The sequence below is a fragment of the Arthrobacter sp. Soil763 genome, assembly GCF_001428365.1.
Classification (GTDB): domain Bacteria; phylum Actinomycetota; class Actinomycetes; order Actinomycetales; family Micrococcaceae; genus Arthrobacter.
Genome location: NZ_LMSH01000003.1, coordinates 624,682 through 637,030, shown reverse-complemented (window position 1 = coordinate 637,030; position 12,349 = coordinate 624,682). Strand labels below are relative to the sequence as shown.

The 12,349-nt window shown below is 70.4% G+C and carries 12 protein-coding genes; 7 read left to right on the top strand and 5 right to left on the bottom strand.

Annotated elements, in window-relative coordinates:
- Nucleotides 1-57 precede the first annotated feature (57 nt).
- The 5 genes from ASG71_RS12620 to ASG71_RS12600 all read left to right on the top strand — a co-directional run bounded on the left by ASG71_RS12620 (nt 58) and on the right by ASG71_RS12600 (nt 4,470).
- Entirely contained in the window at nt 58-1,434 is a 1,377-nt protein-coding gene (locus tag ASG71_RS12620) for an FAD-binding oxidoreductase (protein WP_056739723.1), read from the top strand.
- Between the two features lie 152 nt (nt 1,435-1,586).
- Nucleotides 1,587-2,342, top strand: a complete 756-nt coding sequence (locus ASG71_RS12615; RefSeq protein WP_056739720.1) for an IclR family transcriptional regulator — start codon at nt 1,587-1,589, stop codon at nt 2,340-2,342.
- A 131-nt stretch (nt 2,343-2,473) separates the two neighbouring features.
- Nucleotides 2,474-3,223, top strand: a complete 750-nt coding sequence (locus ASG71_RS12610) for a lytic transglycosylase domain-containing protein (protein ID WP_056739718.1) — start codon at nt 2,474-2,476, stop codon at nt 3,221-3,223.
- Between the two features lie 60 nt (nt 3,224-3,283).
- A complete protein-coding gene (locus ASG71_RS12605; protein WP_056739716.1) occupies nt 3,284-3,949 on the top strand; it encodes a dihydrofolate reductase family protein in 666 nt (221 codons plus the stop codon).
- Entirely contained in the window at nt 3,949-4,470 is a 522-nt protein-coding gene (locus ASG71_RS12600) for a DUF427 domain-containing protein (RefSeq protein ID WP_056739714.1), read from the top strand. The genes ASG71_RS12605 and ASG71_RS12600 overlap by 1 nt, the downstream gene beginning before the upstream one ends.
- 21 nt (nt 4,471-4,491) lie before the next feature.
- On the opposite strand, the gene ASG71_RS12595 is transcribed toward ASG71_RS12600, so the two are convergent.
- Nucleotides 4,492-6,204, bottom strand: a complete 1,713-nt coding sequence (locus tag ASG71_RS12595; protein ID WP_056739712.1) for an ABC1 kinase family protein — start codon at nt 6,202-6,204, stop codon at nt 4,492-4,494.
- Between the two features lie 5 nt (nt 6,205-6,209).
- The gene (locus tag ASG71_RS12590; protein ID WP_056739710.1) at nt 6,210-6,752 is read right to left on the bottom strand and encodes a PadR family transcriptional regulator; all 543 of its coding nucleotides are present in this window, start codon (nt 6,750-6,752) and stop codon (nt 6,210-6,212) included.
- A gap of 243 nt (nt 6,753-6,995) precedes the next feature.
- Here ASG71_RS12590 and ASG71_RS12585 point away from each other — a divergent pair, with 243 nt between their 5' ends.
- Nucleotides 6,996-7,889: an NAD(P)-dependent oxidoreductase gene (locus tag ASG71_RS12585; protein ID WP_056739708.1), complete on the top strand. Its 894-nt coding sequence runs from the start codon at nt 6,996-6,998 to the stop codon at nt 7,887-7,889.
- A 19-nt stretch (nt 7,890-7,908) separates the two neighbouring features.
- Here the strand turns inward: ASG71_RS12585 and ASG71_RS12580 are convergent, their stop codons facing one another.
- Complete coding sequence (locus tag ASG71_RS12580) at nt 7,909-8,694, bottom strand: isocitrate lyase/PEP mutase family protein (RefSeq protein ID WP_056739706.1); 786 nt, start codon at nt 8,692-8,694, stop codon at nt 7,909-7,911.
- Nucleotides 8,695-8,830: 136 nt separating this feature from the next.
- On the opposite strand from ASG71_RS12580, the gene ASG71_RS12575 reads away from it, so the two are divergent.
- Nucleotides 8,831-9,664, top strand: a complete 834-nt coding sequence (locus ASG71_RS12575; protein ID WP_056739704.1) for a chitosanase — start codon at nt 8,831-8,833, stop codon at nt 9,662-9,664.
- A gap of 51 nt (nt 9,665-9,715) precedes the next feature.
- Here the strand turns inward: ASG71_RS12575 and ligD are convergent, their stop codons facing one another.
- Both ligD and ASG71_RS12565 read right to left on the bottom strand, forming a co-directional pair.
- A complete protein-coding gene (gene ligD / locus ASG71_RS12570; protein ID WP_056739702.1) occupies nt 9,716-10,939 on the bottom strand; it encodes a non-homologous end-joining DNA ligase in 1,224 nt (407 codons plus the stop codon).
- Nucleotides 10,940-11,023: 84 nt separating this feature from the next.
- Complete coding sequence (locus ASG71_RS12565; RefSeq protein ID WP_056739700.1) at nt 11,024-12,190, bottom strand: cytochrome P450; 1,167 nt, start codon at nt 12,188-12,190, stop codon at nt 11,024-11,026.
- Between the last annotated feature and the right edge of the window lie 159 nt (nt 12,191-12,349).

Below are 12,349 nucleotides of genomic sequence, written 5' to 3'. Positions count from 1 at the left end.
GCACGGGGCTTTGCCGGACCGCCAACAATCCGAAGAAACCGATAGAGAGCAGACCCTGTGACGACCAACGTAAGCGAGACCAACTCAGCCGGGGCGACCCTCGTTGCCGCGGCGCGGCACGGTTCGACGGCGGAAGCCGACCGCGTCAGCGTCAACACCGACCGCTCCGGGTACACCCCCGAGACACTGCCGGACGGCGTCGTGTACGCGACCACTATTGACGACGTCGTCGGGACCATGGTCCGCGCCACCGCGGGGCGGGTACCCGTCGTCGCACGTGGTGCCGGCACCGGCCTGGCTGCAGGTTCGGCCGCCAAGGCCGGGGAGATCGTCCTTGACCTGTCCGGCATGAACGGCATCCTGCGGCTGGACCCGCTCGAACAAATCATCGTCGTCGAGCCCGGCATCCTCAACGCGGAGGTCAACGCCGCCGCCGGCGAGCACGGGCTGTTCTACGCCCCGGATCCCGCGAGCACCGCCATCTGCTCCATCGGCGGCAACATCGCCACCAATGCCGGCGGCATGCGGTGCGCCAAGTACGGCGTCACGCGTGAATCCGTGCTGGCCCTGAAAGTCGTCCTGCCGGACGGCCGGCTCCTCGTGACCGGCCGGGAAACGATCAAGGGAGTCACGGGGTACGACCTCAACGCCCTCATGATCGGCTCCGAAGGGACGCTCGGGGTAGTGGTCGAGGCGACGCTGAGGCTGCGGCCGCTCCCTGCCGCGACGGCCACCGTTGCAGCGTTTTTCCCTGACATCGTCACCGCCGCCCAGGCCGCCTCGGCGATCATTTCCTCCCGCGTCACGCCCTCCGTGCTGGAACTTATGGACGGCCCGACCCTGGCCGCCGTCGATGCCGCACTCGGAACCGACTACCGGAGCCGCGGCGGTGCCTTCCTCCTCGCCCAGACGGACGGGTACGGGGCCTTCCTGGAACAGGAGGTGCTGATCGATGCCATCGCCCCGCTCGCTTCGTCCTACGAAAAAGCCACGGATCCGGAGATGACCGCCGAACTGTTGAAGGTGCGCCGCGAGGCCATTCCGTCCCTGGAACTGCTGGGGGACGTCTGCATCGGCGACGTGGGAGTGCCGCGCGGACGCCTCGCCGAGATGGTCTCCGGGATCGAGGAAATTTCACGGCGCACTGGAGTGCGGATCTTCACGGTGGCCCACGCGGCCGACGGCAACCTGCATCCGATGATCGTCCTGGACGAAGGCCAGCCCTCCACGGAAGGACCGGCGAAGGACGCGCTGGGCCAAATGTTCGATTTGGCCCGAAGCCTCGGCGGCACGCTCACCGGGGAGCACGGGGTTGGAATCCTCAAACGCGACTGGTTGCACGACGAACTGGGCGGCGAGTCCCTCGAACTGCAGCACGCCATCAAGAAGGTTTTTGACCCGCTCGGAATCCTTAACCCGGGCAAGGCAATCTAGGGGAGGGGTTAGCGCATACGGCCGGTTGGCGCCGTATGCGCTGGCGACGGGCTCCAGATCCGGCCCGCGGCGTGTTATAGCTTAGGATTCAAAGGCAGAGTTTTCACGATGCGGATAAAAGTTGTCGGCAGCGACCAGCAGGAGTCAACGACATGGTGGAGAAAACCCCCGGCGGCGTGCAGTCGGTCGAGCGCGTATTTGAACTCCTGGAACTGATCGCCGATGCCGGCGGCGAGGTGATGCTGAGCGAGCTTTCGGCCTCCACGACGCTGCCGCTCCCCACGATCCACCGTCTGCTGCGCACCATGGTGACGCTGGGCTATGTCCGGCAGCTGCCCAACCGGCGGTACTCCCTGGGTCCCCGACTGATTCGGCTGGGTGAGGGCGCCAACAAGCAGCTCGGGGTCCTGGCCCGTCCGCAGCTCAAGTCCCTGGTTGACCGCTTGGGGGAGACCTCCAACATGGCGGTTTTGGACGGGGACATGGTCGTCTACGTGGCCCAGGTGCCGTCCCGGCACTCGATGCGCATGTTCACGGAAGTGGGGCGGCGCGCCCACACGCACGCCACCGGCGTCGGCAAGGCGATACTGGCCCAGCTGGACGATGAGACCGTCCGGGGGATCATTTCCCGTGCGGGAATGCCCACACCGACCAGCAAGAGCATTGGGGATATCGACACCCTGCTGGCGGACCTCGAGCGGATCCGGGAGCGGGGCTACGCGATCGACGAAGAGGAGCAGGAGATCGGTGTCCGGTGCTTCGCGACGGCTGTCGCCGATGCCCCCACGCCGATGGCCATTTCCGTCTCCGGGCCGGTCTCGAGGGTGGACCAGGCCTTCGCGGACAGGGCTGTCCCCGTCCTGAAGGAGGCCGCCCAGGCCATTTCAAAGGAGCTCAAGCTGGCCTAAAGGGCGTGCGGTGAGGTGCGGGCGGCGGGGCCGGTGGATCTCGCCGCGGACAAGGTCATCTTCGTGGACACCCGCGCCAACGCCCAGGTGCATGGTTTTTACCGGTCCGGCCCGGATGGTTGGATTGGTCGGTGCTTCGTCTTAAACGCCTGATGGTCTTCGGCCTATTCGCACTGTGCGCCATCACGGCTTTTTGCTTTTGGGCCGTCGGTCAGGCCGGCGCCGGCGCCGGGGGAGCGGTCCCCGCACCGCCGCGGGCCGGGGCGAAGCTGGCCGCGCTCTCCACCGGCATGACCACCGCCGTGAACGTCACCCGCAGCCCGGACGGCCGGTGGCTGGCCCGGGCCGCCGCGCAAACCGGCATCCCTCCCCGCGCGCTCCGGGCCTACGTGGCGGCGGCCGTCTCAGCGAACGATGCGGCTCCGGCCTGCGGGATCGGGTGGAACACCGTCGCGGCCGTGGGCTTCGTCGAATCCGCCCACGGAAGCTACGGCGGCGGCAGGCTCAACGCCACGGGCCAGGCGAGCCGGCCCATCGTGGGCCCAAGCCTCGACGGCGCCGGCTTCGCCGCCATCGCCGACACCGACGCCGGCGCCCTGGACGGCGACGCCCGCTGGGACCACGCCGTCGGACCCATGCAGTTCATCCCCTCCACCTGGCAACTGGCCGGCCGGGACGGCAACGGGGACGGCAGGGCGGATCCGTTCAACATCGACGACGCCGCCCTTAGCGCCGCGGGGTACCTCTGCGGACACGGCCGCGACCTCACCACGGCGCAAGGGTGGACCGACGCCATCTACGCCTACAACCAGTCAGGCGCGTACATCCGCCAGGTGCGGAGCCAGGCCATCGCCTACGCCGAGAAGGCGGGAACCCCTTGAGCCTCGGGGTGCGGTCACCATAGAGTGTCCGCACAACACCCCGCACCCCCAGGAGATGTCATGTCCCTCGTCCGCGTGCACAACTTCTCGGTCTCGCTGGATGGCTTCGGCACCGGCGAGGGCCAGCAGCTCGAGACCCCCTTCGGCCACGCAGGCTCCCGGCTCATGCAATGGGCTTTCGAGACGCGCACCTTCCGCGAGATGGGCTTCCACGGGGAGTCGGAAGGCTCCTTCGGTGTCGACGAGGCCTTCGCCAGCCAGTGGAAGCCCGCGATCGGCGCGGAAATCATGGGGCGGAACAAGTTCGGCCCCCAACGCGGGCCCTGGCAGGACGAGGAATGGAAAGGCTGGTGGGGCGGGAACCCGCCCTTCCACACCCCGGTCGTCGTCCTGACGCACCATCCCCGGCCGGTCCTCGAAATGGAAGGCGGGACAACTTTCCACTTCGTCGACGCCGGCCCTGAGGCCGCGCTCGAGCAGGCGCGCGCCCTCGCCGGCGGGCTCGACGTGCGCATCGGCGGCGGCGTCGACACTGTCCGCCAATTCCTCGCCGCCGACCTGATCGACCACATGCACATCGTCCTCGTACCGGTCCTCCTGGGCCGCGGCGAGCGGCTCTGGGACGGGCTCGAAGGACTCGAGCAGCGGTTTGAGATCGAAGCGACCCCGTCTCCGCAGGGAGTCCAGCACCTGGTCTTCACCCGCCGGAGCAAGGACCGGCCTTGATGGCACGGCGCCTGCCCGGTCTCTTCGGCCGCCCACGGCCCATCGAACCTTCGCCCGGCCAGGAGTCGGTGTGGGACTACCCCCGGCCGCCCCGGGTCGAGCCGCGCTCGGAACGGGTGGTCGTGCGGCTTGGCGGGCAGGTAATCGCGGACACCACCGACACGGTGCGGGTCCTCGAGACGAGCCATCCGCCGGTCTATTACCTGCCGCTGGACGCCTTCCGGGCGGGGGTGCTGGTCCCGGTGGAGGGCACCAGCTTCTGTGAGTTCAAAGGCGAGGCGCGCTACTTCGACGTCGTTGCGGGCGGCGTCGCCGCGGCCCGGGCAGGGTGGACCTACCCGGAACCGGCCCGCGGGTTTGAGGCGCTCAGCACCCGGGTGGCCTTGGACCCCGGCCGGATGGACTCCTGCGAGGTCGACGGAGAGCAGGTGACCGCCCAGGAGGGCGACTTCTACGGCGGCTGGACCACCGCAAAGATCGTCGGTCCGTTCAAGGGCGGCCCCGGCACAACCGGCTGGTGAGCAGCCCGGCCGCCACCGCTGTCAGCGGCCGCGGCGCCCCGCCGAGAGCGCGTGCAGGAGCGGGAGAACCGACACGGTCATCAGCACGGTGCCGAGCACCACATCGTCCGCCCGGACCACGGCGCCGGCAATCAGCAGGGCACCGAAGACCAGCGCCGACGCCGACCGGCGCGCCGTGCGGTCCAGCCGTGCCAGCTGGCGTTCGAGCCGCGGATTCGCCACGGACAGTGTGCCGTCCTCGATCCGGGTCAGCAGTCCGTCCAGGCGCCTGGGCAGGCCCAGCGCCAGCCCGGCGGCGTCGAGCGCCTGCTGCGCCACGTCCCGGGCGATGTTTCCGCGCTCCTCGCGCAGCAGCCGCGCCGCGTAGGGCTCCACCGCGTCCCAGATGTTGAACCGGGGATCGAGCGCGCTGCACATCCCCGAGGTCAGTGACATGGCCCGGATGATGAGCAGGAAGTTCTCCGGCAGCTGGAACGGCAGAGAGCGGACCAGGTCGCCGAACTCCACGGCAAATTCGAGGAACTCCCGCGGGTCCACCTCCCGCAGCTCGGCGAAGCCCATTCCGCCGAACCGGCCGAACAGGTGCGTCATCGCCCGCTCCAGCTCGGCCCGGTCGGCGGTCGCCGCCAGCACACCGACGTCGCTGATGGCGCTGACCAGGCCCTTCCCGTCCCGTTCGGCGGCCGCGATCAGCAGTTTCCGCAGGCCGCCGCGGGTCCCGGGAGGCACCTGGCCCATCATGCCGAAATCGATGAACGTCAGCTTCCAGGAGCCGCCCGCGGGTGACCCTCCAGCCGGGGTGACAAAGATGTTGCCGGGGTGCGGGTCGGCGTGGAAGAAACCGTTGGAGAACAGCTGTTCGAACATCACGGACGCGAACACCGGCGCAACCTGCACCGGATCGATGCCCGCCGAGAGCAGGGATTCGGTGTCGGTAATCTTGATCGCCGTGACGTCCTCGAGGGTCAGGACGCGGCGGGTGCTCCACTCCCAGACGACGCCGGGAACAGCCACCCTGTCGTCGGCGGCGAAGTCGGCCGCAAAGCGCTCCGCGTTCGCCGCCTCGTGCAGGTAGTCGATCTCCTCCCGGCAAATCTGCGCGAACTCCTCGACCAGGGCGGGCATGTCTGCGCGGCTGGAGACCAGACGCACCCGGCTGAGCCAGCCGCCCACCTTGCGCAGGGCCGCCAGGTCGACGTCGACAATCGCCTCGATGCCCGGACGCTGCACCTTCACCACCACCTCCCGGAGCCCGGCGTCGGCGGCGTTCTCCGGCAGCAGGCGGCCGCGGTGGGCCTGGCCCAGCGAGGCGGCCGCGAGCGGAACCTCGTCGACGAACGCGAACACCTGGTCCAGTGCCGTCCCCAGCTCCGCCTCGGCCAAGGCCCGGATGGCGGGGAACGGGACCGGAGGCACCTCATCCTGCAGGCCCTCAAGCTCCCGGGTGATTTCGGGCGGAAGCACGTCCAGCCGGGACGAGAGGAACTGGCCGACCTTGATCATGAGGCCGCCCAGCTCCACCGCCAGTACGCGGAAGCGCTGCGCGAAGCGCTGCATCCGCTGAGTCCGGGTGCGCGCGGCGATGCTGCCGAGCCCGATGCGGGGAAGGAACAGCTCGAACCACCAGGTCACCGCCAGATGCCACGCAGCGAACCGCAGGATGCGCCGGTAGCGGGCGCGGGTGTTGCCGGCGCCGGGACCCGGGTCTGCCCGGTCCCGGCGAACCGAGGGCACCTGCGTCAGTCCTGGGCCAGAATCGAGTACAGCCGGCGACGTGCCTCATCAAGCACCGCTACGGCCTGCTTCACCTGCTCCGGCGAACCGGTGCGGCCCACCTGTGCCGCGGCCTGGGCCAGCTCGACGCCGGCTTTCGGCAGTGCCGCAAATCCCGGGCCGGACGAGTGGGCCGCCTCTTCCCACGGCGCCGAGGCGCCCTCGCCCGCGAGGGTCTCCCGCCCGGCCTCGGTCAGCGAGTAGATCTTGCGTCCGTTGGACTCCTCGGCCCGGATCAGCCCTTCGTCAGCGAGTAGTTGCAGCGTCGGATAGACGGAGCCGGCGCTCGGCTTCCAGCTGCCGCCGCTGCGCTCCTCGATCTCGCGGATGATCTGGTAACCGTGCATTGGCCTTTCCGCGAGCAGGGCCAGCACCGCTGACCGCACTTCGCCCCGTCCCGCCCGGCCGCCGGCGCGCTTCTCGAACCGTGACCGCAGATCTTCCACCGCCTGCCACATGCTGTCGATATTGGGGGTTCCGAAGCCGCCGGCCGGGTATGAATTACGCATGCTGGTCTCCTTAAATGGATCGCGAACGATACTCAACGATACGTTCCCGACATGGACAAAAACCAGCACTTTTTCGAGGCCGGAAGCCCCCGCGCCGGAGCGGTCGGGCGCCGTGGAAGCGGGCCGCCACAGCGGAACGCTCGCGCCGGATACGATGGCTGCCTGGGACGGCCGGGGGAGCCGCCCGGAGCATGAGCGATAACCCCGGGCGGTTCCGCAGCAGGCCGCAGGAAAGGATGCAGGATGGAAACGAAGCGCACGGTGGCGGTGCTGGGCACCGGCATCCTGGGGGCCGCGATGGCCCGCAACCTGCTGCAGGCCGGACACGAGGTCCGGGTCTGGAACCGGGACCGGGCCAAGACCGGGCCACTGGTCGGCGCCGGGGCGCTGGCCGCAGAAACGCCGGCGGAGGCGGTGGCCGGCGCGGACGTGGTGCTGACCATGCTCTTCGACGCCGCCGCCGTCGCCGACGTGATCCGGCAGGCGGCCCCGGGAGTGCGGCCGGGCACCGCCTGGGTGCAGTCCACCACCGTGGGCGTGAACGACGCTGCACCCCTGGCGGACCTGGCCGGCGAGGTCGGGCTCGACCTGGTCGAAGCACCCGTCTCCGGGACCCGCGCGCCCGCCGAGGCCGGCGCCCTGCTGGTGATCGCGGCCGGGCCGGACGCCGTGCGGGAGCGCGTGGCTCCCGTGCTGGACGCGATCGGCGCGCGCACCTTGTGGACCGGACAGGACCCGGCCGCTGGCTCGGCAACCCGGCTCAAGCTTGTCGTCAACAGCTGGGTGCTCGCTGCTTCCAACGCGGCAGGGGAGGTCGTCGCCCTCGCCAAGGCCCTGGACGTCGACCCGGGCCAGTTCTTCGAACTGCTGGACGGCGGTGTGCTCGACCTGCCATTCCTGCGCGCCAAGGCGGACCTGATCCTCGAGGACCGGCTGGAGCCGGCGTCCTTCGCCGTCGATACCTCCCTCAAGGACGCCCACCTGATCCTGGCTGCGGCCCGCGAGCACGGCCTGCGGCTCGACGGTGCCGAGGCGTCCGCCGCGCGCCTGGAGCGGGCCGCCGCCCAGGGCCGCGGCAAGCAGGACCTGGCCGCCGCCTACTTCGCCAGCACCGGAACGGACCCCGGGCCGGCATAGCCGCCCTATTCCGGCCCGGTCAGTCCGCGGGCTGCTGGTGGAACGCTACGAGCCGCGCCTGCATCTCCCAGTACGACGTCGCTCCCGGCGCCGGCCTGCCGTCCCGCAGCGCGGTGGCCACGTTCACGGCAGCGTCGACGGCGGCCCGGTACGGCAGTGAGCCGGAACTGACCCGGCGGACCCCGAGCTCGCCCAGCTCCGCGACCGTCAGTACGGGATGAGCCAGCACGTTGACCGGCAGCCCGACGCCGGCGGTGACGCGTCGGATGTCCTCCGGAACCGCCAGCCCCGGGACGAAAATTCCGTCCGCGCCGGCGTCGGCGTACATCGCGGCGCGCTCCAGGACCGCCTCCACGGTGGCCTGCTCGCCGAACCAGATGTTGTCCACCCGGGCGTTGAGGAAAACCTCGGGGCTGCGGCGCTTCACGGCAGCCAGCTTCCCGGCGGCCACCACCGGATCCACCAGGTGCCCGTCCGCACTGTCCTCCAGGTTGACCCCGGCGACGCCGACGGCCGCCAGCCGGGCCACGAGGCCGGCGACCTCGTCCGGATCATCGGAGTACCCGTCCTCGATATCCGCGGTGATGTGGACCGGCAGGCGGCACAGCTGCGGCACCAGCGCGGCGGTCGCCGTCTGGCTGGCGCGGCCGCCGTCCGGGGCGCCGGCGCTGGCGGCGATCCCGAAGCTGGTGGTGCCGACGGCCGGGAACCCCGCCGCGGCGAAGGCCAGCGCGGAACCGACGTCCCAGGCGTTGGGAAGCACCAGCGGTTCACCGAGGTAATGAAGGTCCCGGAAAGTTGCCATCGTCGTGCCCCGTCTCTGCCGGCCAGGAGGTGGATTCCTGATCAGTGTAGCCGCGCTGCACAGGGCCGGAAGGTCCCTGTCGCCGGTGCCGGCGGGGCTGCTAGCCTCGCTGTCACAACGAACTCGGGAGGCCCTGATGTGGGAACGGTTGTGGGGACGAAAGAGCGGTCCGGAAAACGCTGAAACGCAGGGCGAGGAAACGCAAGGCCAAGAAGTCCAGGGCCGGGCCGGGCTCGCCGATCCGGTCTACAAGGAGATCGCGCTGCAGCTGACCTCCACCGCGGAAAACTCCACACCGGACTGGACCACCGCCTTCGCCTACATCGAGGACATCGACGACGGCAGGGGCTACACCGGCGGGCTGGTGGGCTGGTGTAGCGGCACCGGGGACATGCTCGAGCTGGTGCAGGCCTACACGGCCGCTGCCCCGGGCAACCCGCTGGCGCGCTACCTGCCGCAGCTTGAACAGATCATGGACGCGCCAGACAAGAAACGCCCCGCGCTGAGCCACCGGCTCCTGGACCCGTCCTTCCCGGCCGACTGGCAGGCTGCCGCTGAGGACCCGGCGTTCCGGCGGGCGCAGCAGGAAGAACGGGACCGCGTCTACTGGGGGCCGGCACTGGAAGCGGCGGCGCGGGATGGCGTCGGGCCCCTGGGGCTGGCCATCTACTACGACGTCTCGGTCAACCACGGACCGGGCGACGACGACGAATCGTTCGGCGGCATCCTGGCCACGGCCCGGAAAGCCCACCGGCCGCCCGCCGAGGGCGGGGACGAAGCGGCGTACCTTGCCGCCGTGGTGGACGCCCGGGTGGCGGTGCTCAAGAGCTGGGGCGACTACCAGAAGCACGGGCGGCAGGACATCCACAAGGGACTCCTGGAAGCCGGCAACCTCGGACTGGTCCCGCCCTTCAGCTGGTCCGTCTACGGCGACCGCTTCGAGCTCAGCTCAGCGCCGGCGCCCCGCTAGCCCCGCAAACCGCGAGCCTCAGGGCGCGCCGGACGGCCCTGCAGGCGCCGGCTACTCCTTGCCCGCCCACGGGTCGTAATCGGCGATGAGCGGCTCCTGCGCCGGCCGGTTGCCCTCGGGCACGTGCTGGAGATTCACCCGGACCCGGTACCAGAGCGAACTCGATCCGCGCATGCCGTCGATGAGGACGTCGGCCGGATGCAGGTCCGGGACGACGTCGGCGTGCAGGCCCTTCCATTCGTCGAGGGCCGCGAGGGCTTCCGGTTTCGTCTTGGTGCGCGCCACCTCGATGAGCGGCATCACCGACTGCCGGCGTCCGGAACCGTCGGCGCCGCGGGGCGGCTTCTCGGCCGGTCCGAGCTCGGCGGCCAGGGCGAGCAACGCGTCAAGTGAGCCGGCGGCGTCGTCGATGCCGCTGTGGGGGTCGCCGGCGTCGGCGTACCGTCCGGGAACGGTCAGGACCGTGAACTGCTCCGGCCGGGCCGAGCGGACCTCGGCCCAGGTCAGCGGCGCCGAGACCCGCGCGTCGGGCAGCGGCCGGATCGAATACGCGGAGGCCACGGTGCGGTCCTTGGCATTCTGGTTGAAGTCCACGAACACGCTCTCGCCGCGCTCTTCCTTCCACCAGCGCGCGGTGGCGAGGCCGGGTGCCCGGTTTTCGATCTCGCGGGCAAGGGTCTCGGCGGCAAGGCGCACGTCCCGGTAGGACCACCGGGGCGCGATCCGCACCAGGATGTGGAGGCCCCGCGAGCCGCTCGTTTTTGGCCAGCCCACCAGGCCGACGTCGTCGAGCACCTCCCGCGCCACGTAGGCGACGTCGACAATCTGGGACCAGCCGACGCCCGGCATCGGGTCGAGATCGACGCGGAGCTCGTCGGGGTGTTCCAGGTCCTCGGCGCGGACGGGGTGCGGGTTGAGGTCCAGGCAGCCCAGGTTCACGACCCACGCCAGGCCCGCGGCATCCCGGATGACGGCCTCTTCGGCAGAGGTCCCCGAGGCGTAGTGCAGCGTCGCCGTGTCGATGAACGCCGGGTGGTTTTCCGGGACGCGCTTTTGGAAGAACGGTTCGGCGTCGATCCCTTTGGGGAAGCGCTTGAGCACCATGGGCCGGCCGCCGGCGCCGCGCAGCGCACCATCGGCGACGGAGAGGTAGTAGCGGACCACATCGAGCTTGGTCAGCCCCGGCTCCGGGAAGAGCACCTTGTCCGGGCTGGAGATGCGCACCTCGCTGCCGGCCAGAGTGAGGATCTCCGCGGGCGTCTTTGACGGGCTCATGCCGCCACGCTAACAACCATCCACGGTCCGGGCCAGAGCCGCTGCGCCGGAAGCCGCCCGGTCCCGGGCGGGGGAGCGGTGCGCTCAGGCCGCCTGCCAGTTGACCGGCAGCGCCTTCAGGCCGTAGACGATGGTGCTGTCCATGCGTTCGAGGGGCGGGGTCGGGGCGACGGCCAGCCCGGGCAGCCGGGCGAGCGTGGCCTGCAGCGCGGTCCTGGCCTCGAGCCGGGCAAGCGGGGCGCCCAGGCAGAAATGGACGCCGTGGCCGAACGCGAGGTGCCGGTTCGGGGCCCGCTCGACGTCGAACTCGGCCGCCTGCGGAAACTGGCGTTCGTCCCGGTTCGCGGAGCCGATCCAGGCCACCATCGGGGCTCCGGCCGGGATGCGGACCCCGCGCAGCTCTGTAGCGGCGGCTGTTATCCGGTACATCGACTGGACCGGTGAGCGGTAGCGGAGCACTTCCTCGATGGCCTGGGGCAGCAGGGCCGGATCACGGCGGAGCCGTTCCATGGTGCCCGGAACCTCGGTGAAGCACAGCACGGCATTGCCGATCAGGTTGGTGGTGGTTTCGTTGCCGGCAACCAGCAACAGGCTGCAGAACCCGAGCAGTTCCGGGACGCTGAGCTTCTGGCCGTCGATGTCGGCGGCGAGCAAGCCGCTGACCAGGTCCGTCCCGGGCCGGCTGCGGCGCTGCTCGATCAGGGCCAGGAAGTACTCCGTCATCTCCCGGTTGGCCGCCTCGTGCTCCGCGGTCGGGGCGCCGGTGCGCGTCTGGCTGACGATCACATCCGACCACAGCTTGAAGCGGTCACGGTCCTCCGCGGGGACGCCGAGCAGCTCGGAGATGACAATGACCGGCAGCGGGTAGGCCAGCTCCTCGATCAGGTCGGCCGTGCCGCGGGCAGCGATCCCGTCCAGCAGGTCGTCGGCGAGCCGGGCGATGCGGGGCGCCAGGGCATCCACCGCCTTGGGGGTGAACGCCTGGGTCACCAGCGAGCGCAGCTGCCGGTGCCGGGGCGGGTCGGTGGTGATCAGGCTGGATTCGAAGAGGTGGCCGGACTCGGAAGGCTCGTCCGGACGCATCCGCGAGGAGAATGCGGCGTGGTCGGAGAGGACCCGCTGCACGTCCTCATACCGGAAGACGTGCCAGCTGCCGGACTCCTCGTCGTGGAAGACGGGGGCGGTATCCCGCATCCGTTGGTAGCGGGGAAACGGATCCAGCGGGTGTTCCCGGTCGGGGGTGGGGTCCATGGCCGGCCTTTCTGGCCTGCCGGGCGCGCCGCACCCGGCGGTGAAACCACTCAGCGGATCGGATGACCCGCGGTCCCGAGTCTACCGAGGGCCGGCGGCGGGGGACAGTGCCGCGGGCTGCCGGGTTTGCATAAATACCCCCAGGGGTATCACAATGGA